At 69.9% G+C, this 26,827-nt stretch carries 15 protein-coding genes; 5 read left to right on the top strand and 10 right to left on the bottom strand.

From position 1 onward, the window contains the following. Positions 1–57 precede the first annotated feature (57 nt). The gene (locus Q0654_RS15665; RefSeq protein WP_298855589.1) at positions 58–2,058 is read right to left on the bottom strand and encodes a serine hydrolase domain-containing protein; all 2,001 of its coding nucleotides are present in this window, start codon (positions 2,056–2,058) and stop codon (positions 58–60) included. Between the two features lie 426 nt (positions 2,059–2,484). Between Q0654_RS15665 and Q0654_RS15660 the strand changes: the two genes are divergently transcribed. After that, positions 2,485–3,492, top strand: coding sequence for a hypothetical protein (locus Q0654_RS15660; protein WP_298855587.1), 1,008 nt, complete (start codon positions 2,485–2,487; stop codon positions 3,490–3,492). Between the two features lie 62 nt (positions 3,493–3,554). Here the strand turns inward: Q0654_RS15660 and Q0654_RS15655 are convergent, their stop codons facing one another. Then, positions 3,555–5,951: a transcriptional regulator gene (locus tag Q0654_RS15655; RefSeq protein WP_298855584.1), complete on the bottom strand. Its 2,397-nt coding sequence runs from the start codon at positions 5,949–5,951 to the stop codon at positions 3,555–3,557. Between the two features lie 332 nt (positions 5,952–6,283). Further along, positions 6,284–7,372: a choice-of-anchor Q domain-containing protein gene (locus Q0654_RS15650; protein ID WP_298855582.1), complete on the bottom strand. Its 1,089-nt coding sequence runs from the start codon at positions 7,370–7,372 to the stop codon at positions 6,284–6,286. 125 nt (positions 7,373–7,497) lie between these two features. Here Q0654_RS15650 and Q0654_RS15645 point away from each other — a divergent pair, with 125 nt between their 5' ends. Continuing rightward, complete coding sequence (locus Q0654_RS15645) at positions 7,498–8,028, top strand: SRPBCC family protein (protein ID WP_298855580.1); 531 nt, start codon at positions 7,498–7,500, stop codon at positions 8,026–8,028. A 503-nt stretch (positions 8,029–8,531) separates the two neighbouring features. On the opposite strand, the gene recD is transcribed toward Q0654_RS15645, so the two are convergent. From recD to Q0654_RS15630, 3 genes are read right to left on the bottom strand one after another with little or no spacing between them, the layout of a single operon-like run. After that, positions 8,532–10,778, bottom strand: a complete 2,247-nt coding sequence (gene recD, locus Q0654_RS15640; protein WP_298855579.1) for an exodeoxyribonuclease V subunit alpha — start codon at positions 10,776–10,778, stop codon at positions 8,532–8,534. Then, positions 10,775–14,956: a UvrD-helicase domain-containing protein gene (locus Q0654_RS15635; protein WP_298855578.1), complete on the bottom strand. Its 4,182-nt coding sequence runs from the start codon at positions 14,954–14,956 to the stop codon at positions 10,775–10,777. Before Q0654_RS15635 ends, recD begins: the two co-directional genes overlap by 4 nt. A 57-nt stretch (positions 14,957–15,013) precedes the next feature. Then, on the bottom strand, positions 15,014–16,180 hold the full coding sequence (locus tag Q0654_RS15630; protein WP_298855576.1) for a putative peptide maturation dehydrogenase: 1,167 nt from the start codon (positions 16,178–16,180) through the stop codon (positions 15,014–15,016). Positions 16,181–16,304: 124 nt separating this feature from the next. Here Q0654_RS15630 and Q0654_RS15625 point away from each other — a divergent pair, with 124 nt between their 5' ends. Beyond that, a complete protein-coding gene (locus Q0654_RS15625) occupies positions 16,305–16,568 on the top strand; it encodes an NHLP-related RiPP peptide (RefSeq protein ID WP_298855575.1) in 264 nt (87 codons plus the stop codon). A gap of 299 nt (positions 16,569–16,867) precedes the next feature. On the opposite strand, the gene Q0654_RS15620 is transcribed toward Q0654_RS15625, so the two are convergent. Further along, positions 16,868–19,531: a putative peptide modification system cyclase gene (locus Q0654_RS15620; protein ID WP_298855574.1), complete on the bottom strand. Its 2,664-nt coding sequence runs from the start codon at positions 19,529–19,531 to the stop codon at positions 16,868–16,870. 252 nt (positions 19,532–19,783) lie between these two features. On the opposite strand from Q0654_RS15620, the gene Q0654_RS15615 reads away from it, so the two are divergent. After that, the gene (locus Q0654_RS15615; RefSeq protein ID WP_298855573.1) at positions 19,784–20,980 is read left to right on the top strand and encodes a putative peptide maturation dehydrogenase; all 1,197 of its coding nucleotides are present in this window, start codon (positions 19,784–19,786) and stop codon (positions 20,978–20,980) included. Between the two features lie 83 nt (positions 20,981–21,063). Next, entirely contained in the window at positions 21,064–21,303 is a 240-nt protein-coding gene (locus Q0654_RS15610; protein WP_298855572.1) for an NHLP-related RiPP peptide, read from the top strand. A 64-nt stretch (positions 21,304–21,367) separates the two neighbouring features. Here Q0654_RS15610 and Q0654_RS15605 read toward each other — a convergent pair whose 3' ends face one another. The 3 genes from Q0654_RS15605 to hslV form a co-directional block, all read right to left on the bottom strand. After that, the gene (locus Q0654_RS15605) at positions 21,368–24,031 is read right to left on the bottom strand and encodes a putative peptide modification system cyclase (protein ID WP_298855571.1); all 2,664 of its coding nucleotides are present in this window, start codon (positions 24,029–24,031) and stop codon (positions 21,368–21,370) included. 128 nt (positions 24,032–24,159) lie between these two features. After that, positions 24,160–25,485, bottom strand: a complete 1,326-nt coding sequence (hslU, locus tag Q0654_RS15600) for an ATP-dependent protease ATPase subunit HslU (protein ID WP_298855591.1) — start codon at positions 25,483–25,485, stop codon at positions 24,160–24,162. A gap of 289 nt (positions 25,486–25,774) precedes the next feature. Further along, the gene (gene hslV, locus Q0654_RS15595; protein WP_298855570.1) at positions 25,775–26,308 is read right to left on the bottom strand and encodes an ATP-dependent protease subunit HslV; all 534 of its coding nucleotides are present in this window, start codon (positions 26,306–26,308) and stop codon (positions 25,775–25,777) included. Positions 26,309–26,827: the final 519 nt, after the last annotated feature.

The following is a 26,827-nucleotide window of genomic DNA, read 5'->3' as shown; positions in this document are numbered from 1 at the left end:
ATCCCCAATCCCCAATCCCCAATCCCCAATCCCCAATCCCCAATCCCCAATCCCCCCTCACACCACCGCCGCCCCGATCACCCGCCACAGCCACAGCTCGACCGACAGGAACAGCAGGGCGAAGGTAAAGAGAGTGAACATCAGCTTGCGCCACAGCCCGAAGCGGGTGCGGGTCCACGCTGGCATCAGCATGAGCAGCATGGCGAGCGAGGCCGCGACCACCGCCCATCCTGCCCAGTGCGTCCACAGCATCGCCGGCACCGGATAGTTGCCGGGCAGGTCGGCGGCACCCGCATTCTGCAGCGCGATTGACACCGCCACGAAGCAGCCGATCAGCGCCAGCACGCACAGCGCCGCCAGCACTGACACGCCGCCGACCAGGGCGTCGGTGGGCCCACCGTAGCGCCTGCGTCCCAGCCGCCAGACCACGCCGCCCAGGGTCGAGACCGCCAGCAGCAGGCCTGCGCCCAGCGCTGCGAACAGCCACTGCGGCGCGTTGAAACCTTCCACGCGCTCGAAGCTGTGCACGCCGCTGCCGTCGGCGAAGGCGGCGATGCGGCCATCGGCGCTGCGGATCAGCGCCAGTCGCTGGCCGAAGGCCGACTCGAACAGGTCCTCGCCGATGCGCCGGTACTCGCCGCTGCGTGCACCGGCGTCCAGCGCGATCGTGTCGCTGTTGATCGCCCGCAGGGACACGCCGTCGAAGGCACCGAAGATCGCGGCGAAGCTGCTGAAGACTCGGCGATTGCCGAGGTAGTCACCGTCCACCTCGGCCAGCGCCCCCGGCTCGCCGCCTTCGGCCACGAGTGGCGCCGCAGGGGGCAGCGCCTGCAGGCGCTCGATGATCTGCTCGGGCAGGCGTTGCACGAGGTTGCGGCTGGCGCCACTGCTCTGGCTGACGAACACGCCAAGCCCCAACTCCGGCACCAGCACCAGATTGCTGAGGTAGCTTTCGGTGGCGCCGCCGTGGCCGGTCAGCAGCAGGCCATGGAACGGTGTCTGGATGAAGCCGTGGGTGACATCCGCGGCTTGGGCGCGGTCGCTGTAGGGCCGTGCCCAGACCAGCGCATGGGTTTCGGTCGACAGCAGCCGGCGGCCATCGAGCTCGCCATGGTTCAGATGGAAGCGCAACCAGCGCGCCATGTCGGCGGCCGTGGTCGACATGCCGCCGGCCGGCCAGTAAGCGCCGAGCTGCATTTCCGCCTCGATGCGCAGGACCCCAGCGTCATCGGCATAGCCCTGCGCCAGCCGCCCGCGGGTGGCGGCGTCCATCCGCGTCGGTCCCTCCCACACGGTGTCATGCATGCCCAGAGGGTCCAGCAGCTCGCGGCGCAGGAAGCTGCCGTAGTCCTCGCCGGCGACGTCGGCCACCACCTGCGCGGCGAGCGCCGAGCCCCAGTTGGAGTACGAGGTGCGCGCGCCGGGTGGATAGATGCGTTTGGGCTGGTGCTCGGCCAGCAGCTGGGCCAGCGGCCGCGCGTCCTCATCGCCGACCGCGAACACCTGGAAGCTGTCCTCGAAGCCGGCGCGATGCGACATCAGCTGGCGCAGGGTCACCGGTGCGTCGAAGGCCGGGGCCACTTTGATCGCCTTCAGATACGTGTTGACGTCGGCATCCAGATCGATCTGGCCGCGATCGACCAGCAGCAGGGCGGCGGTCCAGATGAAGGTCTTGGACACCGAGCCGATGCGAAACAGCGTCTGCTGCGGATCGACCGGCGTGCGCGCGGCAAGATCGGCATGTCCGTATCCGCTCAGCAGGGTTGGCGCGTCTGCGCGCACCAGGGCGAGCGTGACCCCGGGCAGCAGATGCTCGCGACGCAGGGCTTCAACCAGGCCGTCCACATGCTGGGCCAGGGCGTCGACGGCGGGGGCTGGCGGGGCGCCGGCCTCTATCGGACCGTCGATCGGCGCAGCGGCGGATTCGCTGAAGGACTCGGGATCCAGCACGGCCGCCTGCGCAGGCGAGGGCTCAGGCTCGGACTGCGCCGCTGCCGGCAGTGAAGGCGACAGAGCGAGGGCCAGTATCAGCAGGGGCTGCAGCAGGAATCGCGACATGGGGCGGGTCCGGGCAAGTCTGTGCCCACGGTAGCAGTTCGACCCGGTGTCGACGAAGACAGGCGGACGCGCGATCACGAACCGGGCGTCGCTGCGCATCGCCTTCGGCAGCAGCCTGCCGCGCAGCTGCGCAGGGTGGGAACGAAGCGGACGCAGCGGGACGGCCTGCGGATGGCGCGCCTCGCCACTCGCTCTGCGAAGTCGGCGGGAGGGCGCGGTACCGACCACGCGCGGTATCGCCAAGCGCCTGATCCAGCGGCCAAAAATCGTTCTGTCATCGAGCCGTCAGGGCACTGGCATGACGCCCGCCGTGAGCTGGGTTCAAACCTGCGGCTCGGCCGTTCCCCGGGGAGGAGCGGCCGGCGCCGAGCACCGGCACACCGTCGGGCCGGCGAACCGCAGTCTCAACTCAAGGGAGAGCTCCACATGAACCTTTCGAACCTCCGCTACGCCGCGCTCGCCGGCGCCCTGTTCCTGGCCCTGCCGGCCGCCGCCAAGGACGGCTATGCCGAAGGCGTCTACCGCGACTTCGTGGCCATGCACCAGGGCAGCCTGCGCATCGAGATCAAGGCCGCCGAGTCGGCGCCGCTGGACACCCTGGCAGGGCGCGACATGCAGAGCCTGACGGGCTTCCCGCAGTTCTCGCTGCTGGTCGACGACGAGTCGGACTTCCGTGTGCCGACCGCCCGCTACGTCGAGACGAACCGCGAGGACCTCTACCTGCAGGATCTCGCCGCCAGCGTCGACGGCTTCGCCAAGGTCGGCTACCCGCTGGAGCTGGGCGACTACCGCCTGCTCACGGTCAGCACGGAAGTGGATGGCCTGCGCCAGCAGCATGCGGCGGTCGAGTTCTGCTGGAACAGCCTCGGCCACTGCGTGGTGTTCGACCCCAGCATCGACTTCCTCGACTCGACGGTGAACAGCTACCGCGCGGCGCGCGCCGAGGGCTGGGCCCTGCAGATCCACGAGGACAACGAGGTCGATCTGATTGGTGGCAACACCCGCGCCAAGGCGCGCTGCGGCCTGGCCAGCAATCCGAGCGTGACCGCGCGCAGCTACTCGCGTGGGGCACGCACCGTGACCTACAAGAACCTTTACGGCATCACCATGGTGCAGAAGACGGTCGGCGCGGTGCAGGCCGGACTGCGCTGCAGCTCGACCTGCTCGCCCAGCCCCTTCGGCTACGCGAACGCCTCGTCGGCGTGGTCGAACATCCCCTTCAGCGTGCAGTGCGGCAACCGCGCCAACAGCGGCACCTCGGGCGGGCGCGGCAAGTTCGTGGCCAAGTCCGGCTGCGCGCACCGCACCGTGCTGGGCGCCAAGTTCTCGGCCACCGCCAAGGGCGTGGGCCTCAGCGCTGACGTGCAGATCGATGCCACCGGCAGCATCGACATGAACGGCACCGAGTACATCGATACCTGCGGCCGCTACTGATCGCAGGGGCTGAGGTCGCGGCGGCGGGCCAGACAGTGCCCTGCCGCCGCGTCCGTCCTTCCTCAGCGCGGCGCGGCCTGGCCCGCAAGCGCACTGACCCGCAGCACGAAGCCATCCAGATCGGCCGGCAGCCGGCGCTGTCCGGACAGGCTCTGCGCGCGCTCGCGGGCGCGGCGGATGGCTGCGTCGTCGCCGAGGGCGAGTTGCAGCCGCAGCTCCAGCACGGCGGAGTCGTAGTCGCGCTCCGGCAGCTGCGGATCGCGCGACAGCAGGCCCAGGAACAGGGTCTCGGCCTCGCTGCTCCGGCCCTGTGCGACCAGCAGTTCGACCAGGCCCTCGGTCGCCGAGTAGATGCGCGTCAGTCGATTGAAGGCCTGCGCCCCCGCCAGCGCTGCCCGCAGGTCGGCCTCGGCGGCTTCGAGATCGCCCTGCAGCTCGCGCCAGCGGCCACGCGCCAGCAGGGCCAACGGAGAGGCGGCGGCCGCGAGAGTGGCCTCGGCACTCGACGGCAGCACGGGCATCGGCGCCTGCGGCTGGCGCCGGGCTTCAAGATGCAGGCCCTGGATCATCAGCTGCAGGGCGAGGTCGCGCGCGTCGGTGCGCACCTGTGGCTCGGCCGCCGCGCCGTAGCGGGCATGGACATGCTCGAACACCGGCAGCGCGCTGGCATAGGCCGCTGCGCCATCGCCGCGCGCCAGCGCCAGCTGGGCCTCGTACAGGCCGAAACGCGCCCGCGACTCCGGATTGGCCTCGCCGCGTTCGGCTTCCGCACGCGCCTGCGCCAGCAGGGTTTCCGCTTCGTCGAGCCGGCCCAGCCCCAGCACGATCAGGGCGCGCCGGCGGTAGAAGGACAGCCGTGCCGAGGCATCCTCGATCAGCGGCAGCAGGGCGCCGGCGCCATCGTTCGCGGCCAGCGCCTCCTGCCAGCGCAGCTGGCCCATCTGCAGGGCGTCGATCGAGCTCAGCGCGTTGAACAGGCGGCCGATGTCGGCCTCGGCCCGGAACACATCGGCGGCCGCCTGCAGCATCGCCAGGGCCTCGACGTGGCGACCGTCGAGCAGGGCCAGCATGGCCAGGTTGCTGTTGGCTGATGCCGCCCGCGCGGCGTCGCCGGCCTGAAGGAACAGGCGGTGTGCGCGGGCGAAATCAGGCGCCGCCTCGGCGCTGCGACCGCTGCCCAGGGCCTGGCTGCCGCGCGCCTGCAGGGCCCGCGCCAGCAGCTCGGCCGGCGCCTCGCGCTGCTCCAGCTGCAGCACCAGTGCCTGGATCGCCGTGGCGTCGAGCGCGGCGCCGCTGAGGCGCTGCCACTGCAGGCGCAGCAGCTGCAGGCGCTCGGCCGCGAAGCCGGCATCCTGTGGCGGGATCGACCCTGCCAGCGCCTCGATGCGTGCGCCGGCGCTGCGCAGCTGGCCGCTGGCGAGGTCGAGTTCGATCCGCAGCAGAGCGATCTCGACATCCTCATCTTCGCCACTCGACAGCCGCGACAGCAGCTGGCGCACGCCCTCGAAGTCGTGGCGCTGCAGGGCGCGGCGCGCCATCGTCAGCGCCTCGCCGGGCGCGCCGACAACACCCGGATGTCCAAGCGCGTGCAGCAGCGCGTCGGTGGCCAGCCGGCTGGCCTCGATCAGATCGACGTGCTGCGCCTCGACCTGCAGCGGCGGCTCGCGCAGCAGGCTGAGCTGGACCCGCCAGGTGTCGGCCTCGGCGGCCGGCGCGGCGAGGATGCGCAGCGGCGCGCGGCCATCGAAGCGTCGCCGCAGCTGCGCTGCGTCGAGCTGATCGGCTTCGCTGCCCGGCGGCAGCCGAGCCAGCACCTGCTCCAGCGCCACCGGCGCGAGACCGGCCTCGCTCAGGCGCGCAGTCACCACCGCCATCAGGCCGTGGCGCGCCCAGCCGGCGCGCTCGGCCTGTTCCACCCGGGCGGGCATCACCGCGAAGCTGTGCCCTGCGCTCGCCGGGCTTGCCAGCCCAGGGCCTGCGAACCGCGGCAGCAGCGTCCATGCGATGAGGCTGATCGCGACGATGGCGGCCGCGACAGCGAGTCCGCGCCGTGCCGGGCGCGGCGCTGGCGCAGTCCGCGCCGCATCGAGCGTCTCGTCCATGGCCGCCGGCGAAGGCGAGTCGATCGCAGTGTGTTCGGGAGGGTCTGCGGCAGGCTGCAGCGGCGCCAGCCAGCGATAGCCATAGCCGGGCACGGTGCCGATATGGCGTGGCGCTTCGCCGCTGTCGCCCAGCGCCCGGCGAAGACGCAGGATGGTCTGCGCCAGCTGGTTGTCCGACACATTGGCACGGCCCCAGACCTGCTGGATCAGCGCATCGCGGCTGACCGCGCCGGGCTGGCGCTCGATCAGACAAACCAGGCAGTCGAACACCCGCCGGGGCAGCTCGAGCGGCTGGCCCGAACGGGTCAGCAGACGGGCCTGCGGATCGATCTCGAAGTCGCCGAAGCGGTAGCTCATGCGTGTCCCCACACGCGGAGCGCGGTACGACAGCGCGCGCTGCCGGTGGGCGCTCGATCCTGATTGCGCTCGCAGGGTGAGGCCCGCCTCCCCCGACGCGGTGCCGCCCGCCAAGCCCCCGGGCCCGCGCAGTCTGCGCGGACTTGGCAGCGAGCATACCTGTCCTCGAAGACGGGTCTGTGTCGGCGGCAGCGGAATGGCGTGCGGCAGCGCAGTCAAGCCACGCCCGACCGGACAGGCGACAGCCGGAGCTGTTCATGTCTGGAGCTGTCCGGCGCAATGCGGGCAGGCGCGAAGCCCCTGTGGGCGGTCTTGCACGCCGGCGCCGCGCGCTACTGCGCGCTCTCGAAGCCGTTGGCGAACAGCGGCCCCTGCCGCTCATAGGCGCCGATGTCGGGCGCACTGCCGGACACCCGCGGCAGGTTGTCGAGATCGGTCTCCGGCAGCAGGGCCGAGGCGGTGCCGGCATCGATCAGGGCCGAGCCCGGCGCCAGCCGGAAGTCGCCGCCGGCTTCATCCACGAAGCCCGGCGCCACCCCCGACGCCAGATTGCCGCTGCTGTTCTGCGGCGTGCCGATCAGGCTGTCCCAGCGGCTGTGGCGCAGGCTGCCGGTGTTGATCGCAAAGTCGATGTCGGCGCCCTGGTTCAGGGCGAACACGCTGTTGGCCACTTCGAACTGCACCGCGCCGCCGAAGCCGCCACCGAGGCGAAGGGCGCGGCAGCTGCCGCTGGCGCAGTCGCCGCGCACGAAGGTGTTGCCCCACAGCCGCAGGCGCGGCTGGGCGCTGAAGAAGGGCTCGTTGTTGACCACCAGCGAGGCCGCACAGACGCCGCCGCTGCAGGCGTTGTCGTCGAACAGGCTGTTGATGAGCTGCAGCACGCCGCCATCGGTCGACGCCGAGAGCCCGCCGACCACGCCGCCGGTGTTGCCGCGAAAGATCACCCGCTCGATCAGGATCGAACCGAGATAGCCGCCGATACCGCCGACCACCGCGCCGCCGGTGTCGTTGCTGCTGCCGTTGGCGATGCTCAGGTTGCGCAGGGTCAGGGCGCCATTGCTGCCGCTGTTGCCGAGCAGCTGCAGCACGCTGCGCGCACCCTCGCCGTCCAGAACGGTGCCGGTGGGCTGGTCGATGCGCAGCGCGCAGTTGCCCGGGCTCAGGCCGAACCAGCCGCCTTCCAGCGTCAGCGACTGGTTCTGGCTGCTGAAATAGCTGAAGGCCACCGCCCCGCCCGCGCGGGTATAGGTGCCCGAGCGCAGCCGGATCACGTCGGCCTCGCCATTGCCGGCGGCGGTGTTCAGCGCGGCCTGCAGCTGGGTGCCGTCGCTCACGCAGAAGGTCGCGGCCTGGCTGTCCTGGCTGCCGAGAACGAGCACGCAGAGCAGGACGGCGGCCAGCCGTGGCGTCGAGGTGCGCATGGGGAACTCTCCCGGTGGAAGTCGATGAGGGAATGCGGCGGGAGGCGCCCAGCGAACGCGGGTGCAGCGTGCTCACGCGCGTGAAGACTGCTAGGCTCCCGACCTCTTCCGGGGGGAGGACTCCAATGAAGCTGCTGCTCAAGATCCTGGCCGCGCTGGTCGTGGCCGTCCTGCTGTTGGTGGCCGTCGGCTTTGCCCTGCCGTCGGCGTTCCGCGTCGAGCGCAGCGTGCAGATCGAGGCGCCCGCCGCCGAGGTCTACGCGCTGGTGTCCTCGCCGCGCGAGTGGAAGCGCTGGTCGGCCTGGAACGAGCGCGACCCGGCCATGCAGATCGAGTACACCGGTCCGGACGCCGGCGAGGGCGCGGGCTGGTCATGGAAGAGCAGCACCGAAGGCAATGGCGAGATGGAGTTCACCGCCGCCCAGCCCGGTGAGCGCGTCGACTATGTGCTGCGCTTCCCGGAATTCGGCATGGAGTCGAAAGGCGTGCTGCGGATCGAACCCGCCGGCAGCGGCGTGCGCCTGTCCTGGAGCAACGAGGGCGACATGGGCGGCAACCCGATCAACCGCTGGTTCGGCCTGTTCATGGACAGCCTGGTCGGCCCGGACTTCGAAGCGGGGCTGGCCAATCTGAAGCGGATCGCCGAGAGCGACTGAGCTCGGGCCTCAGCGCAGCGCCGGATTCAGGATCGATGGGTGCGGGCTTGGTTGGGAGCCCGTTTGCTGGTCGCGGGCCTTCGCGAAGCCCCGGCCGTGAGATCAGGCGGCCGCGGGCTCCGTTCGGTGCCCGGCATCCGCGGGACGCGCTGGCGGATGCGCGGCGCTTATCCGCCCTACGTCCGCGAGCGACGCCGTGCGCAAATCGAAGTGCATGGCTGACGTTCGTCGCTCTTGCTGGTAAACCAGAACGAGCGACGCCAAGCATCAATCGAAGTGGGTGGCTGACGTTCGTCGCTCTTGCTGCTAAATCAGAACGATTGACGCCGTGCGTGAATCGATGTGCATGGCTGAGGTGCGTCGCTCTCGCTCATGAGCGGACACCAGCGACGCCGGACCCGCACCGAAGCCGACCGAGCGCGTGCGCGTAGGGTACATAAGCGCAGCGCATGTACCACTCGGCCCCTCAGGCCTGCACGCTTCCGCTTTGCGCCTGCGCAGCCTCAATCCGGCAGCAGCCGCGCCGCCAGCCCGCTGACGCGCTGGGTCGCACGCGACAGCGCGGTCTGCAGGGCGGCCTCGCTGCACCACAGCGACAGCGCGCGGCGCGCGCGGGTGGCGCCGGTGTAGAGCAGGGCACGGCCGAGGATCGGATGCTCGGGATCCGGCGGCAGCAGCAGGGCGACCTCGCCGTACTCGCTGCCCTGGCTCTTGTGCACGCTGAGCGCGAAGCCGCCGCCGTGCAGGGGCAGGGCGCCCGGGGACAATCCGCGAACATCCGCGCCCTCCGTGCCGCGCGCCTCGAACCACACCCGCAGGCTGCCATCCGCGCCACGTAGGCACAGCCCGATGTCGCCGTTGAAGAGACCGGCGGCATAGTCGTTCTGCAGCACGATGATCGCGCGCCCCGGATACCAGGCCTGGCCCTCGGGCAGGCCGAGCCGGCGCTTGAGCGCCAGATCGATCGCCGCATCGCAGGCCAGGGCGCCGAACGGCCCCTGGCGCAGGGCGCAGAGCAGCTGGACTTCGCGCAGAGCCGCGTGGGCACGCGTGATCGCCTGCGTCTGCGCGGCCGCATCGGCCGGCAGCGCTGCGAACACGTCGCCTGCGTCCAGCGCCGCGTGCAGGCGCTGCGCGTGCCCGATCAAGGCCAGCTGCAGGCGGCGCGCATCGCCGACGGCGCGCAGCGCGAACGCATCGCCTGCGCGCGCAGCGGCCTCGCCAAAGCGGGCGATGTCGCCTTCGGCAATCGCCGCATTCAGCGGCAGCAGCGCGGCCTCGGCGCGGAAGCTGTGCTGCAGTCGGACCAGATCCCCGCGCGGATCACTCTGCAGGGCCTCGACCAGATCGCGCAGTACCGAGCCGGTGCCGACAGAGGCCAGCTGCTCGGCATCGCCGACCAGCAGCACGGCGGCCTCATCGGGCAGGGCCTCGAAGCTGGCCCTCAGCAGGGCCAGATCGACCATCGAGGCCTCGTCGATCACCAGCAGGTCCAGCGGGAGCCTGCGCCCGGAATGCCAGGCATGCCCACGCGCGGGCCCGCGGCTGCCGAGCAGGCGATGCAAGGTGCCCGCTTCCGCGGCGAGCACATGATCGAGCGCGGGCGCCCAGTCGGCTTCGAGCGCCTGCGTGCGCAGGGCGGCGGCACCACTCTGCAGGCTCTCGGCCAGCCGCTGCGCTGCCTTGCCGGTCGGCGCCGCCAGCCGCAGACGCGGAAACACCCCAAAGCGCTGCCGATGCGCGCGCAGCCGCAGCAGCAGCATGCGCAGCACCGTGGTGGTCTTGCCGGTGCCCGGCCCGCCGGTCAACACGAACAGGCGTCGGTCCGTGAACCCCGCCACCGCCGCCCGCTGTGCCTGCACCGCGGCCCTGCGATCGTCGCCGAACAGCTGGTCGACCCAGTCCCCAAGGCTTGGAACACCGATGCCACTCGCGTCGGCGGCCCCGCGCAGGCGGGGGCCCAGAGTGTCCTGACCTGGTCGCTGCTCCGCTGGATCCCCGCCTGCGCGGGGATGACGAGTTGAGGGTTCCTCAGGAACGCCTGCACCCGCTTCGATCGGGCACACGCTGGGCCCCGAGCCACCGGCACCTGAGCCCCCCGCGGTCTCCGCGCACGCCGTGGACTCGACATCGCATAGGGTGGGCCCTGGCCCACCGGAGCTCGGCATCGCCGCGGTCGCGAAACTCGTGCCGCCCGACCCCGTCCCGGCCCCCGCGCAGGCCGTCGACTCGGCATCCCATAGGGTGGGCCCTGGCCCACCGGAGCGCGACCCCGCCCCGGTCCCGATCCCCGACCGAGGCGAATGCCCGCGTCGCGCCTGCAGCATCGCTGCCAGCGCCTGCTCGTGCGCAAAGCTGCGGCGCAGATAGAACTGCACGCCCTCCAGTACGAAAGCCCAGCCAAGCGCCGCCGCCCCCGCATCTGCATCGACCTCGGTCAGCATCCGCGCCGCCTGCGCGACGCTCGCCACCAGTGGCTCCTTCGCAAGCTCGACCAAGGCCTCGTCGTGCAGCGGCGCGATGAAGCGCCCGCTGCCATCCCCGGCCAGCACCAGCACGCTGTCGCCTTCGCCCTCGGCGCGACTGGCCGCCGCCGCGACCCGCGCCAGCAGCATCGAGCCGCCGTGCGCCAGCACCCAGCGCGCCACCGCGCGATCGATCGCGCGCAGCTCGATGTCCTCGCCGTCGAAACCTTCGCCCAGCCGGCGACGGAAATCGAAGCGACCGGCGTCGTCCCAGGCTGCGCTCATGCCGCCACCGCCGTGTGCCATGCGCCCGCCAATGCCGCCTGCGCGTCCTCGATCAGGCCCGGTGCGAAGCGCTGGCGCCAGATCCCGGCACCCGACGCCAGCCCCGCCGCGCGCAGGAACAGGTAGACGCACTCGCCGAGCTGCTGTTCACGCCCATACGCATCGCCGAGACGCTGCCGCAGGTAGCGGTCCAGCGCCAGCGTGTAGAGCAGGGCCTGGAAGCGGTACTGGCTGTGGTCCATCGCCGCGCCGAGGCGTTCACCGAGGTAATCGCCCACGCGCTCGCCCAGCCAGTTGCCCTTGTAGTCGAGCACGTGGAAGCGATCATCGACGCGGAACACCAGATCGATCTTGCCGCTCATCAGCCCCGCCACCCGCCGCGCGGACGCCGGCACCAGCTCGGGTTCGCCGTGCCGCGCGCAGGCTGCAGCGAGATCGGCGAGCGCGATCTCGGGCAGGGCGAAGTCGAAGCCCAGCTCGGCGCGCTGGTCCTGCGCTGGCACATCGCCGAGCGCGAGGTCGGGCGCGCGCTCCAGCCCCAGCGGCGCTGCCAGGGCGGCATCCAGCCGCTGCGCCAGGCGTTCACTGAAGCGCGCCAGCCCCAGCGGCTCGAAGTCGCGCGTGCGCAGGCCCGCGCCGGCCAGCGTGGCCTGCACATGCTCCAGCTGCTGCACCAGCGGCGTGCCGATCGCGCGCAGCTCCAGCAGGCTGTGCAGGGCGTTGCCGAAGCCGGCGCCGCGCAGCCCGGCGAGGGCCAGTAGCTCCGGGTGCGGCGCTTCAAGCTGATCGTTGTTGCCGAGGGGCCCCGTTTTCGGATGGCGAGTGCGGTCGCCCTCACCTGGGCCATCTGCAGGTGTCGAGTTGCTGCCGAACCTCGCTTCATCCGATTGCGCGAACTCTTGATCCCCGCCTTCGCGGGCACGGCGCTCCCGCTCTGCCTCAGCATCGCCCTCGCCGCCGCGCAGGACGGCGGCGCGCTCAAGCCCGGGAACGTTCGCCCCCTCGCCCTCGTCGCCCCCGCGCAGGCGGGGGCCCAGAGTGTCTTGCCCCTGTCTTGGCTTCGCTGGATCCCCGCCTTCGCGGGGATGACGGTTCGCGGCGTCCGGAGAATCGCCCGCCTGTCCAATCGGGTTGCGGACGCTCGAAAGGCTCGTGGCCGCGTGATACCGGGACTCGTCGGCAGCCGGAACCAGCGACTCGTCCTGCGCCGGCGCTTCCGCATCCAGCAGGGTCTCGCTCTGCGCGCGGCCGGCGCGGCTCAGCGAGGTGAAGCTGTGCTTGGCCTCGGGCGCGCGCGCCGGCAGCGGGCGCAGTTCGCGCGCGCGGCGCGGCGACTCGGCGACTTCGGCCTCCGCATAGCGCGTGCGGGTCGAGGCGGGCCACGCCGGGCGCAGGCCGATGGGATCCAGCGCCGGTGCTTCGCCTGCCTTCAAGGCCGCAGCCAGCTCGGGCCGCGCTCCGAACATGCGCTGCATCAGCACATCCAGCGGAGCGGCGTCCACGCCCTCATGCGCTGCCACCTTCCCACCCGCGCGCTTCGGCCGTGTCGGGTCCAGCGCATACACGTGGCAGGCGTGCACGGCGCGGGTCAGCGCCACGTAGAGCAGGCGGAAGCGCTCGTCCTGCAGGTCGGCCTGCTGCTGGGCCTTGGCTTCATCCGCATAGCTGAGGCGAGGCTTCGCGCTGACGCCATCGCTTCGCCGCCACGGCGCGCGATCGCTGCCCGCGCCATTGGCCCACATCATCGGCAGGAACACGATCGGAAACTCCAGGCCCTTGCTGGCGTGCAGGGTCAAGAGGCGCAGCCGCGGCTGCTGCGATTCGATGCGCAGCTGGCGCTCATCGGCCGCGGCCTCGTCGACCGCCGCGCCCTCGCGCTGGTGCTGCAGCCAGGCCAGCAGCTCTTCGGGGCCGCCGAGGTCTTCGCTGGCCTCCTGCAGCAGCTCGCCCAGATGACGGAGGTCGGTGAGCAGGCGCTCGCCGCGTCGGGTCGACAGCGCGCGCTCGGCGATCTGTTCCAGCAGGGCCTCGATCAGGCCGGCGACGCCGCGTTCGATCAGCACGGCATGCAGGGTGCGGAAGCGCAGCGCCACCTGCTGCAGGCCCTCGGGCTCGTCCTGCCAGCGGCGGATCTCGGCGAAGCGCGCGCCCCACAGCCGCGTCGCCGCGGCCGCACGCAGCGCGCCGGCATCGCCCGGATGCACCACGCCATGCAGCAGCACCTGCAGCTCGCGCGCGGTGTCGCCGGCCAGCACGCTGTCGCGGCTGGTCGCAACACAAGGCACGCCGCGCGCTTCCAGCAGCAGACGCAGGTGCGCGATGTCGGCCGCACGCGGCAGCAGCACGGCGATATCGGCCGGGCCGACGCGGCGGCCGTCCAGCGTATGGGCAGGATCGTTCAAGAGTTCGACGATCTGGCTGGCGCAGGCGCGCAGCGCGGCCTGTCGACGCGCCTCCTGGCCGCCGGCGATGTCGGTCTGGAAGTGCAGCACCAGCGCCGCATCGGGTGCGCTGCCGCCGATGCGGTAAGGCTTGGCATCGGCGCGGCCCGCGGCCTGCACCGGCAGGTAGCGGATGTCGTGGTCGACATCGGTCGACAAGGCCTCGCCGGCAAGCGCGAACAGCGCATTGCAGCCGGCCACCAGCGCCGTCGACGAACGCTGGTTCACCGCCAGGTTCAGGTGCTCGTCGACCTGCTCGGCCGCACGTCGATAGGCGTGGATGTCGCCGCCGCGGAAGCGGTAGATCGCCTGCTTGGGGTCGCCGATCATCACCAGCCGCCCGCGCTCGCGGCCGCCAGCGTCGCGGTACAGGCGATCGAGGATGCCGAACTGCAGGGCGTCGGTGTCCTGGAACTCATCCACCAGGGCCACCGGCCATTGCGCGAACAGGGTGTCGGCCAGCGGCCGCCGGCCGGCATCGCCTGCGGCCTGCGCTTCGCGCGCGAGTGCGGCATCCACACTCTCCAGCAGGCTGTCGAAGCTCTGCTGCCGTCGCAGCTGCAGCAGCGTGTCCATGCGCACGCGCGCGGCCGCGGCCAGCGCATGCAGGAAGGCCTGCGGCGCCGCCTGCATGCGCGCCAGCACGGGTTCGCACAGCGTGGCCGCGAACTCCGTGGCCGCCAGCAGCTCAGCGTGCGTCTTGCCGAGCTTGCTGACCGCGGTGAGCGCGCGCGCATTCGCCAGCCCCTCGATCTCGTCCGCGCTCAGGCACTGCCAGGCCGGCAGGCCCTGCGTGTTGCGCACGGGGTCCAGGGCCTGCGCCAGCGCGGCCAGCGCGCGCGGCAGCTTGGCGCGCTTGTTGAACAGCGCCGCGTTGTCGACCACCGCCTGCAGCTGCGCTGCGCGCGCGGCGTTGGGCTGTGCCAGCGAGGCCGCCGCCGGGTCCTCGGCTGGCAGCGCAGGCGCCTCGACCTCGATGCCGGCCATCAGCGCCGTCTTCAGCAGGCCGCGCAGCTGGGCCAGCGACAGCGGCTTGCCGATCATCTGCTGCAGCCGGTACAGCGGCTCGTCCTCCGAGCCCTGCTGCATTCGACGCCACAGATCCGCGCTGAGCTCGTCCAGCAGGCTCTCGGTGGACACCAGCTCGGCCGCGCGGAAGTCCGCCCCGGCTTCGATCGGCTGCTCGGCCAGGATGCGCCGACACAGGCCGTGCAGGGTGCTGACCGGCGCATGCTCCAGCTCGGCCAGCGCCAGCCGCAGCGCCTGCAGATCGCGCACGGCGGCGCCGGCAGTGCGCCAGCGCACATGCAGCCAGTCGAGGGCGGGGTCGGAGGCGGGTGCGTCGTCGCGCGCGTCACCGGCAGTCGAGTCTGGCGAAGCCGCTTCCTGCTCGTCGCCCCCGCGCAGGCGGGGGCCCAGTGATGCGCTGCCGTGGTCGATTGCCTGCACAAAACCCGCCGCCCGCGCCTCTGCCCAAAGCAGCCGCCGACGCAGCCGCTCACGCAGCTCCTGCGCCGCGGCTTCGGTAAACGTGGTGACCACGATCGCGCGCGGAGACAGGCCCCGCTCCAGCAGCAGGCGCAGGTAGAGCACGGCGATCGTCCAGGTCTTGCCGGTGCCAGCGCTGGCCTCGATCAGGCTGCGCCCACCGGCGCCCAGCGGCAGGGTCGTCCACTCGTGATGCATCGGCGCAGGGTGGCACAGGGCAGGGCGCTTGGGCAGGTGCGCGGCCGTCATCCGGCGTGTGCGAACGCAAACCTCGCAACACCCAGCCTCACGCGTCCATGAGGAGCGCTACTCCGGCGACCAGTCCGGCCACACCTTCCTAAGTGGATCGAACTCCAGCACCTCCATGCGCTCGCCGCGCCAGCCGAAGCCGGTGACGGCGAGCACGCCCTCCTGCATCGGATCGAGGCCAAACGCATCCTCGATATCGCCTTCGTTGATCGCCGCGGTGATGAAGGCGCCGAGGCCCAGCTCGGTCGCGGCGAGGTACTGCATCTGCGAGAGATGGCCGGCGTCGAGCACCATCGCTCGGAAGCTCTTCGTGTGTCGTCGGTACTTCCAGTGATTGCGCGCGAACCGGGCGGCGAGCACCACGAGCACGGCGGCATCTGCAAACCAGTCCTGCCTTGCGACGAACTGGGCGGCGTACTCGCGGGCCTGCTCCGGACCCAGAGTTCGCAGGGGTTGGAGAGAGTGCTCCACCGGGTGGTAGTGGTACAGCCCGGGCTCCATGGCTTCCACATGCTGGATCAACAGGTAGGCCTCAATGGGGTGGAGTCCTCCGGCCGACGGCACGGCACGCTTCATGACCGCCACATCGGATGTTCTGGACACTGCTCTTGCCGCGAACACGTTTTCCATCATCTGCGAAAGCACAGACAGATCAATCGGTCGTGCGGGGTCGAAATTGCGGCAGGTTGCGCGCGCGTCAGGCAATCCGGAGCAGGGGCCAGGCGAGACTGAGCGCGGCAGCGACAATCTCAGCGACGCGTCTCCGCGCTCACCGACAAGCGCTGGTGGCGTTCCGAGGCGATCGCGCACATCGGCGGCATCCCTGCCGAGCCAAGCTGTCGCACGCTCTGCGTCAACCTGGCGCCAGCGCGAGTGACGCCATGCCACGGCGTTCAGTCCGTTCCATTCTCGGATCCCATCCGCTTCCAGCGTCTCCGACTCACCTTCGATCATGAGCAGTCGCGCGCTCAGCAGCGCTTCGATCACGCCACGCGAATGCGTCTGCGCGAGCGCCTCGAAATCGCTCCAGGAATCCGGCGGGATCGAACCCAAGGCCAGGACTTGCGCCGCATCGACCTCAATCGGGCCGTCAATGTGAGCAGCGAGCGCGCGCCAGCCACTCCGTTCTTCGAGCTTCGCAGATCCAGCAAGCAGACCCGCCAAGTCCAGACTGCGATAGGTGTAGGGCTCGAGGAGGAAGCACGTGCAGCGGCGAATTCTCATCCTGGCGCGGCATCCCTGGAAAACGCGGACGATAGCGCGATACCGCGTTGTTCATCACCTGCGGCAACGCTGGAATTCGAGCTGCTAGACTCGGGCGCCTTCATCAAGCAGTGGAGACTTCGAGATGCCCCTCAGCAGAGAGAACAGCGTCACCTTGATGCAAAAGCTCGCGCGGGACGACGGCTTTCGAAAGCTGTTCGAGTCCGATCCCGGCTCTGCGCTGAAGTCCGCAGGTATCACCCCCGAGGAGATCGGCACCTTGGAAGCCAAGTGCATGGCACCCTGCGCGTTGGCGTCCAAGGATCGCTTCGAGGCTCTGTTGGCGGACGTGGATGGCGAGGAGTTCCGCACCGCGATGTCCTTTGCCGTAGCAAGAATGAAGGTATAGCGGACGATTCCCGAAGCTGGCTCCAGCTTGGTCGGGATACGGCTCGCCGGCTGTCCGCGGGCAGTACCCGCGAGTCTGGCGTGCCGCTGCCGCAGCAACTCAGGCATCGGCGCCGTTGCCTGGCTCCAAGGTCGGGTTGAGGCTTGGGGTGCTGCTGCGGCGTTGCCGGCCAGGCTGAATCGAGGCGCCGGGGCGGGCTTGTTTCGCGCCCGCGACACGCATGGAGTACAGCTGCGCCGCGGGTCGCTGACTCGCGAGCGCCATAAAGCCACCCGCCCTTGAGTTTTCCTGCGAATACGTCAGGGGCCGGAGACGAGCAGCCGGTCCAGTCTCAGTTCGACCGCCTCGGGCAATTCTTCGCCGCTCCAGCGTTGCCGGAACTCACGCAACCAGGGTTCGGCCAAGGCTCTGTCCTCGGCGGCCGCAATCTCGGCTGCCTGCAGAAGCACCAGTGTGCTGTGGGCCACGTTCCAGAGCCAAAGCGCGTAATCACCGTGGATTTCCGAATATGCGAGGCCGCGATGGTCCGCCAGCCATCGGGCCGTGCGAAGCGCGGCATCGCGATCCCCTGCAGCCAGCTCGCACTGCATGCGCGTGGCATGGGCGCTGTAGAAGGCGCTCCCGGAATCGAGAATGGGCGCCAGCCTGCCCAGTCCCGACTCCACGTCGGCGAGCGAGCAGTCGAGCGCGGCGCGCGCGATCTGCAGGCGCTGCCAAAGCTCGGGATGCGACCTTTCGAGTCGAGCCCCATCCACCCGCGCCAAGCCGAACTCGGCGAGGGCGGTGTGACCGCTTCGCGCAGCCAGCCAGGCCGATATGAGCGCTACACGCTCACGGTCGAACTCGGTGGCCAGGTCTGTGCCATCGCCTGCCGTGGCGAATGCGCTCTGCGAGTCCCGCAGAGCAGCTTCAAAGAACTCCGGATTGCCAAGTTGCGCCTGAGCCGACAGCGACCACATTAGAACGGCTTGCTGGAACCGCTTTGGCAGGGTCGCGGCAAGCACCTGCAGCCTGTCCAACTGCGGCCAGACCTTGTGGAACTCGCCCTCGTCCAACGCGAGGATCGCCTCCAGCAGCACCCCGGATGGCTCGCGAGTGGGGAGCCCTCCGCGCGTGCCCCGCGCCAGCACTTTCCTGGCGCTATTGAAATCCCTTCGACTGGCGTGCGCTGCGGCGTAGAACTGGTTCTCCAGCCGGCGCTCGGTCTGCTCGTAGGCTTCGAAGGCTGCGAGCGATTCTTCCACGCGATCCTGGCCGAGCAGCACGGCGCCCAAGGTGTAGTGAATCAGCCCTCTGTCCGTTCTGCTCGCAGCCAACCCTGTGCGAAGCGTGCTCGCGGCCTCGCTGCGGTTGTTCGCCAACACCCATTGATAGAACCCCAGCGTGCTGTAGCCTCCCGGGGTATCGGGGTAGATCTCCAACATGGTCCGCCAGGTATCCAAGGTGACTCGTGGCCGGCCTTCGAGTTCGGCGAGGAAGGCTTCCGCCTCAAGGCGATCCCGACGCGACATCCTCTCCGAGAGTGCGAGTGCTGCGCGCAAGGCCTCCTTGGCGCCTTCGCGGTCCGCGCTGTTGCGCAATACGACGCCACGCTGGTGCAAGGCCATGGCGAACTCGGGGTCAATTCGCAAAGCCTGATCCAGCAGAGCGAGCGCATCAGGAAGCCGGTTCTGCAAGTTCGCGCGGAACGCCAAGGAGAACGCACGCAGTGCCTCGATGCTGGGGGTTGCGGCTCTCTGCAGCTCCAGCGAGTCCTCCTCGATACGCTGGACGGTTTCGCCAAGGTGACGCCTGAGCTCCTGGTTGATCTGATCCAGCGAGACCAGTGCCGATTCGACGCTGTCACCATCAGCCGCCAGCGACAGCACCGTAGTCTGGCTCTGCGGAGCGACGACTTCCACGGTGAAGCGGAGTCGACCACCCACCTCGGCGAGCGTGGGCAGAATCAGTGCGCGAGCCTGTTCCCTCATGGCTATCTCGGAGCCAAGCGGTCGGTCGATGGAAGCCTTGTCGGGGTCCAACTGCATCAGTTGGAGGGTTTCCCGAATACGCATCGGCGACACCACGTTCACATGCCGCGACTGCTCAAGCCCGATGCGGAAAGCCTGCTCCAAAGAATCATCGAAGCGCGGGTCGCCGGTCAGGTTGCGCAGGTCGGCCAGCACCACCCAGTCGCGCTCGGCGAACGCGATCGCCGGCTCGGGGGTGAGGAAATGCCAGGTCGGCAGCGCCACCGCAGCGACCAGCGCAATCACCTCGAAGGCCAGCACCGCCGGCCGCCGCCACAGCGGCACTTCGCGATGGGCCTTGCCGCTCCAGGCCGGCGCCTTGAAGGGTGCGATCCCTTCTTCGCCGATCTCGTAGACCGGCACGGCCTCGGCCACGCCCTTGAAGCGGAAGTCGCCGTGCGCTTTCCACTGCAGCCGCGACAGCGCCGCCCCCAGTTCGCCTTCGGCGCGATGCGCGAGCGTGTAGGCCACGCCCGACAGCAGGATCTGGCCGGGCAGGGCCATGCCCATCAGGCGCGCCGCCACCGGCTTGGCCAGGCCCTCGACCTCGGTGGGCTTCGCCCCCTTGGCGACGTCGGCCTCGTCGTTCTGCCAGGTCATCACCTCGCCGACGTGCAGGCCGATGCGGGCCGAGATCTCGACACCGTGCTCCAGCGAGAACGCGCGCAGGCCGCGCTGGTAGGCCAGCGCGAAAGCCACGGCCTGGATGGGCCGCTCGAACAGGCTCAGGAAGCCGTCGGTCTTGTCGATCTCCTGCCCGCGGTGCTCGCGGATCAGTCCGCGCAGCAAGCGGTCGTGGGCACGGATCAGCTCGGTGGCGCGTACATCGCCCAGACGATCGACCAGGGCGGTGGAATCGCAGAGGTCGGTGATGACCACGCTGCGCAGCAGGGCCTGCGCACCGTTCGGCGCGGATTCGATATCGCTGTCTTCCGGTGCAAGCTGGGCGTTCATGGGTATCGCGAGTTCCTCGCACGGCAGCAGCGCGGCCCGCTCGCAGGACAGACGCGCAGCTCAAGCGGGCTCCCGGCACCGCGTTCCGACCCCGGCCCCCCGCCGGGGTCGTTCAGGCGGTCGATTGTGCGGCAGTGCGGTTCAGGGCGCCACGGGCCGGTTTCGCAGGCCTCGGGAGTAACTCCCCGCCTCGGCCCTGGACGCAACGCTTAACATTCCGGCAACTTCTATCCATCCCGGCTCAGCGCAGCTATGTCATTCCAGAACGTGCGTCGTCGTCGTCCCTGCATCCTCGAGGTCGGCGATGAACTCATCCCGGACCTTGCCGCGCTGTTCAGCGGCTCGATCCGGCTGGAGGTCAACCTCAAGATCTGGCTGCTCTGCCCGCTGCGTGGCGAGCGGCTGGCGCTGACGGCGGATGAGCTGCAGCTGATCGCCCAGCTGCCAGCGGAGCAGTGGACCGCCGTGGACGCGCTGCAGGAGGCCGGCCGTACGCAGGCGCAGATCGAAGCGCTCGCCGCGCGCGGTCTGCTCACCAGCGACGCCGAGCAGGGGCCGCTGCGCGAGCTTCGCGAACAGGAGGAGCGCCTCCACGCGATGGGGTGGCATGGTCTCGCCGCCGTCTACCACGCCCGCACCCGCTGGAGCGGCATTCGAGGCGATGAAGGGTCACGCGATCACAGCGAGGAGGCCCACTTGGCGCGTCTCGCCGAGACGGTGGAAAAGCACGGCCTGCCGCCGCCGCACCTGCCCGAGCACGATGCCGGACTGCCGCGGGTGCCGCTGCCTGCGCCGGCGGCACGCGGGCCGCTCTGGGATGTGCTGAGGTCGCGCACGACGACCCGGGCCTTCCGCACGCGCGAATGGCTGAAGCTGGACGCGCTCTCCGACGTCCTGAAGGCGAGCTTCGCGCCGCTGGGCCAGCGCGCGTTGGGGCCCGGACTCGTGGCCTTGCGTCGCGCCAGCCCCTCCGGCGGCGGGCTGCACCCGATCGAAGCCTATGTGCTGGCGGTGAGGGTCGATGGTCTTGCGCCCGGTCTGTACCACTACGAGGGCGCGGCGCACCGGCTGGCCCAGCTGCGCAGCTTCGATGAGGCACAGGCGCGTCGGCACATCGAGGACTTCACCATCGGCCAGACCTTCTTCGCCGAAGCTCACGCGCTGGTGTTCCACGTCGCCCGCGCCCACCGGAACTTCTGGAAGTACCGCCGCCACCCGAAGGCCTACAAGGTGCTGTTCACCGATGCCGGCCATCTCTCGCAGACCTTCTATCTCGCGGCGGCCTCGCTCGGCCTCGGCGCCTTCTACACCGGTGCGGTGAACGACGCCGACGTCTGCGAGTGGCTGGGGCTGGATGCACTGACGCACGTCGTCATCGGCGCCAATGGGCTCGGCGAGATCGATCCCGAGCGCAACGAACTGCACCTGCGCCCGCAGCCCATGCCCTGAGGCCGCAGGCTTGCGCAGCGCGTGGCCGAGGGCTACAAAGCCGACGCGCCTGAGCCAGGCGCCTACCCATCGCAAGGAACCCCATGCCTACCCAGGAACAAGCCCGCGCCCTGCTGGAGCGACTCGCCAGTGACGACAGCTTCCGTCAGCAGGTGACCCAGGATCCTGCCGCCGCCCTGGCGGACTATGGATTCAAGCTGGACGCCGCGAACCTGCCGAAGCAGCCGATCCAGCTGCCCTCGCCCGAAGCGATCAAGGCCAACCTTGACAGCATGAGCGGTGACCTCGCGGTGGGCATGGCGATTCTCTTCTTCAAGGCCTGATCGCCGAAGCCGCCGGGGAATCTCCAGCGGCGCCGAAGGCCACGCCCAAGCGAAGCGCCGAGTCTTACTCGGCGCTTCTGCGTTGGAGATCCTCGAACCAGGTGGCGATGCCTTCCAGGCCCTGCGCGTCCGGCCAACGGCTGCGAAACAGCTGCAGCTGCTCGCGCGCTTCGGCTTGCCGTTGCAGGCCCAGCAGCAGCTCAGCCAGGCGCAGGTGGGCGAGGTTCAGCTGCAGCACGTTTTCCACCAGCGTCACGCCCTCGCCGCCCCACTCCGCATAGGCACGTCCGCGCGCGCCGAGCAGGCGCTGCAGTTCGGCGATCGCCTCCGCGGCTCTGCCTTCGCGCGCCAAGGCTTCCGCGCGCAGCGCGCTGACCAGCAGAATCTCGCTGTCCGCCTTGCGGGCATCGAGCGTTCGCAGCGCCTCGGCAGACTCGCCCTCGGCCAGCGAGACGCGAGCCGTGGCCACCGCCCGCATGTCATGCACGACTGAGCGAGGGGACGCTTCCACGGCATCGGCGGTCGCCTGCAGCAGCCGTTGTGCTTCGCCTGTCTCGTTGTCTCGCGCCAGCTGATAGGCGAGATGCAGCGCGATCAGGGCGGTGTCGGAGCGTGAGCTGGGCGATGCCGTGGCGTGCCGCTGCAGGGCTTGGTCCACCATCGCCAGCAGTCCGCTGCGGCGGGCTTCCATGGCGCCTTCATGCCGCAAGGTGCTCAACATGGCCAGCTCCAGCGCCATGCGCTGGCGATAGCTGGCTGTGTCCGGTTTGGCCTGCAAGCGCTGTGCTTCGGCGCGCACATCCGAATGCAGCGCCTGGACGCGTTCCCAGCGTCCGCCGTCGACATTGAGTGCGATCTCGGCAGTCAGCCGCTTCAGGCGGTGGAACTCCGAGGGCGCGGGCGCTGAGTTCAAGCGCGCCAGCGCGGCGTCGACTTCGCCGAGCGTCATCAAGGCCGAAGCAGGCTCGATGGTGAAGCCTCCGAAGCCAAGATCCCGAGCCGCGTCGAAGCGCATCAGTGCGGCGTCCGGCGCATTGAGCGCGAGCTCCGCGAGGCCGCTGGTGAAGGTGGAGACGGGCCGGGTGATGCTTTGCGGTGCGCTGGCCAGGTTGGCCAGATCACGCATTCGCGCATAGCGGCCTTCCATGTAATGCACGATCGCGGCGTTGTGCGATGCCTGGTGGAAATCGGGATACAGCTCGACCAGCGCATCCCAGGCCGCCGAGGCCTCGCGACTGAAACGGAGCTGGGCCAGCCCCGCATCGAGAAACAGCGCCTCGCGGTTGGAGAGCCGGCTGCGCAGGGCATGCGCTTGCTCAGCCAGCGCGAGCGCGCCCTCAAGATCGTTGCGCACCTGTGAAACCCGGGACAGGCCCGCAAGAGCAAGGGCAAACTCGGGGTCGAGCGCGAGCGCCTGCCTGAAGTGCGACTCCGCGCTGTCCATCTGGGCGAGGTTGTATTGCTCATTGCCCAGCGCGTAGGCGCGCAGCGCGTCCAGGCTGCTGGAGGTGACCTGGGGCAGGGGTTCGCTGGTGGTTTCGATGCTCTGCAGGGCTTCGCCCAAGCGTTCGCGCGAGCGCTCGCTGACCTCGCCCAGAGCGGCCAGAACCTCCTCCGCGCTGCCCGCCATCGCGATCTCGGTGAACACCGGCTGCGCGGAGTTAGGATCGATCAGGTCCATGGAGACCTCGAGCTGAGCGCCGGACTCACGGATCGAGGGCAGCAGAACGGCGCGCGCGCCTTCGCGCAGCGCGATCTCCGAGGCCAACTCCACGTCCAGCGCCGCGGGCTCGGTGCGACCCATTCGACGCAGGCTGTCGCGCACGCGCAGGGGCGAAAGCACATTGACGTGGCGGGACTGCTCGATCGCCAGCCGGGCCGCGAGCGTCAATGACTGGTCGAATCGCGAGTCCTGCGTGTGGTTGCGCAGATCGCCCATCACGATCCAGTCGCGTTCGGCGAAGGCGATGGCAGGCTTGGGGCGCAGCAGCTGCCACGCGGGCACGGCGATCAGGGCCAGCAGCAGCAGGACTTGCACGGCCAGCACCGTCGGTCGCCGCCAGAAAGGCGTCGCACGATGCGCTTTGCCCGACCAGTTGGGCTGCCTGAACGGCGCGATGTCGAGCTCGCCGATCTCGTAAACCTCGACCGGCTCGGGAACGCCCTTCAGGCGATAGGCGCCGTGCTGCTTCCACGAAACGCGGTCAAGCGGCAAGCCCAGCTCACTGGCTGCGCGGTGGGCGAGCCCGTAGGCCGTCGCCGACAGCAGCACCTGCCCCGGCAGGGCAAGCCCCATGAGGCGCGCGGCGACGGGTTTGGCCAGGCCTTCGACTTCGATCGGCTTGGCGCCTCGCGCGATGTCCTCGGCGCTGTTTTGCCAGGCCATGACTTCGCCGACGTGGATGCCGATGCGCGCGCGCAGGGCTTCGCCTCCATCGGCGGTGAGCTCGCGCAGCGCCCGCTGGTAGGCCAGGGCGAAGGCTGCGGCCTGCACCGGGCGCTCGAACATCACCAGGTAGCCGTCGGTCTTGTCGATTTCCTGGCCGGCGTGCTCGTGGATCAGGCGACGGGCCAGGCGGTCATGCTGGCGAAGAACATCCGCGGCGCGCGCGTCGCCCAGGCGTTCGACGAGCGCGGTCGAGTCGACCAGATCGGCCACCAGCAGGGCACGCAGCAGCGCGACCGCGCGGCCGTCCTGCTGTCGCGTGTTGTCGAGCACGCTGCTCATGTCCCCTGTCGTCCCTACCGGCCCTTGAGCGCCGCTGCGGCGCGGCCGGTCGCGCGATTGTGGCCTGAACCGGTGACGGCCGCCATCCGTGAGGCGACCACCGATCGATCAGGTGGCTCCCAGGCCGCTCAGAGGATGTAGCGGCTCAGGTCCTCGTCCTTCACCAGGGCGCCGAGCTTGGCGTCGACTTCCGCCGCGTCGATGCGCACGGTGTCGCCCTCGCGGTCGGGGGCTTCGAAGGCGATCTGGTCGAGCAGGCGCTCCAGCACCGTGTGCAGGCGGCGGGCGCCGATGTTCTCGCTGCGGGCGTTGACCTCGTAGGCGATGGCGGCCAGCCGCTCGATGCCGTCGTCGGTGAATTCGAGCTTGACGCCCTCGGTGCCGAGCAGGGCCTGGTACTGCCGGGTCAGCGCGGCCTTGGGCTCGGTGAGGATGCGGCGGAAGTCCTCGCGGGTCAGCGCGGTGAGCTCGACGCGGATCGGGAAGCGGCCCTGCAGCTCGGGGATCAGGTCGGACGGCTTGGCCAGATGGAAGGCGCCCGAGGCGATGAACAGGATGTGGTCGGTGCGCACGGTGCCGTACTTGGTGTTGACCATCGAGCCTTCGACCAGCGGCAGCAGATCGCGCTGCACGCCCTCGCGGCTGACGTCGGCGCCGTAGCCTTCCGAGCGCTTGGCGACCTTGTCGATCTCGTCGATGAAGACGATGCCGTTCTGCTCGCAGTTCTCGATGGCCTGCTGGCGGACCTCGTCCTCGTTGACCAGCTTGGCGGCTTCCTCTTCGATCAGCTGCGGCCAGGCGGCGCGGATCTTGACAGTCTTCTTCTGCGATTTCTGGCCGCCGATCTGGTTGAACATCTGGCGGATCTGCTGGCCCATGTCCTCCATGCCCGGCGGGGTCATGATGTCGAGGCCGAGGTTCTGCTGGGTCTCGATCTCGATCTCGCGCTCGTCGAGCTTGCCCTCGCGCAGCTGCTTGCGCAGCTTCTGGCGGGTGTCGGAGTCGCTGCCGCCCTCATCGGCCATCGGCCAACCGGAGGGGTCGCGGCGGCGCGGCAGCAGGGCGTCGAGGATGCGCTCTTCGGCTCGATCCTCGGCCTGGCTGCGCACGCGGGTCTTGGCCTGCTCGCGGTGCAGCTTGACCGCCTGGTCGGCGAGGTCGCGGATGATCTGCTCGACGTCCTTGCCGACGTAGCCGACTTCGGTGAAGCGGGTAGCCTCGACCTTGACGAAGGGCGCATTGGCGAGTGCTGCAAGCCGGCGTGCGATCTCGGTCTTGCCGACGCCGGTCGGGCCGATCATCAGGATGTTCTTGGGCGTGACTTCATTGCGCAGGCCCTCGTCCAGCTGCATGCGCCGCCAGCGGTTGCGCAGCGCGATCGCGACCGCGCGCTTGGCCGCGTTCTGGCCGACGATGTAGCGGTCGAGTTCCTGGACGATCTCGCGGGGGGTCATGTTCATTGCGCTTCGGTCCGTCGTTGCGGTGTGCGTGGAGGCAGAGGTTGCCGGCTTTCTCCCCTCTCCCCCTGAGGGAGAGGGGCTGGGGGAGAGGGGTGGAATCCGTGCGGGGCGAGTTTTCCCCCTCTCCCCAACCCCTCTCCCTCAAGGGGAGAGGGGCTAGGTGCGCGGCATCTATCGGGGCTGCGGGGGTGTGATGCGTGGGCTTCGGCGAATCTCATCCCCAATCCCCAATCCCCAATCCCCAATCCTCAATCCCCAATCCTCAATCCCGAATCCCGGCAGCTCACAGCTGCTCCAGCACCACGTTGTGGTTGGTGTAAATGCAGATATCGCCGGCGATCTTCAGCGCGCGGGTGGCGACTTCGGCGGGCGGCAGGTCGGTGGATTCGAGCAGGGCGCGGGCCGCGGCCAGGGCGAAGGGGCCGCCGGAGCCGATCGCGATCAGGCCGCCTTCGGGTTCGATGACATCGCCGTTGCCGCTGATGATCAGCGAGGTTTCCTTGTCGGCCACCGCGAGCAGGGCTTCGAGCTTGCCGAGGCGGCGGTCGGTGCGCCAATCCTTGGCCAATTCGACGGCGGCGCGGATCAGCTGGCCGTGCTTCTCCAGCTTGGCCTCGAAATGCTCGAACAGGGTGAAGGCATCGGCGGTGGCGCCGGCGAAGCCTGCCACCACTCGGCCGTCGGCGATGCGCCGCACCTTGCGGGCATTGGCCTTCATGACCGTGTTGCCAAGGGTGACCTGGCCGTCGCCGGCAACGACGACCTCGCTGCCGCGGCGGACGCTGACGATGGTGGTGGCGTGGAAGCTTTCGCGCATGGCCGTGTGGGGCAGTCGTGGCGGCGCCTTGGCGCCCGGAATGTCCCTAGCTGGGGGCGTGAGGGCGGGCTTGCAAGCGCGAGCCGCAGCGACAGCATTGGCCGCGATGCCGCGATGCCGCGATGCCGCGATGCCGCGATGCCGCGATGCCGCGATGCCGCGATGCCGAGAAGCCGAGAAGCCGAGAAGCCGAGAAGCCGAGAAGCCGAGAAGCCGAGAAGCCGCAAGGCCTCGAATCGAAGCTTGAATAGGGTGGGCCCTGGCCCACCGGAGCTTGACGTTTACCGCGGTCCGCGCGCGTGTCGCTGCCAAAGCCCGCATGCGAAGTTCGGCGCACGAAGACGGGCGCAATGCGTCATGGGGGCGCCCGCGATCGCGAACGGCATGCGTGAGTTGGTGCGCAGGTTATGGTGGGCCAGGGCCCACCCTATGCAACGCCGTGGCTCGAATGCCCGATGCTGTCTCGAATCCCGAATCCCGAATCCCGAATCCCGAATCCCGAATCCCGAATCCCGAATC

It is taken from the genome of uncultured Aquimonas sp. (genome assembly GCF_937888285.1).
Lineage (GTDB): Bacteria > Pseudomonadota > Gammaproteobacteria > Xanthomonadales > Xanthomonadaceae > Aquimonas.
Note: the sequence above shows the minus strand (reverse complement) of the source record. Positions and strands in the feature narration are given on the sequence as shown.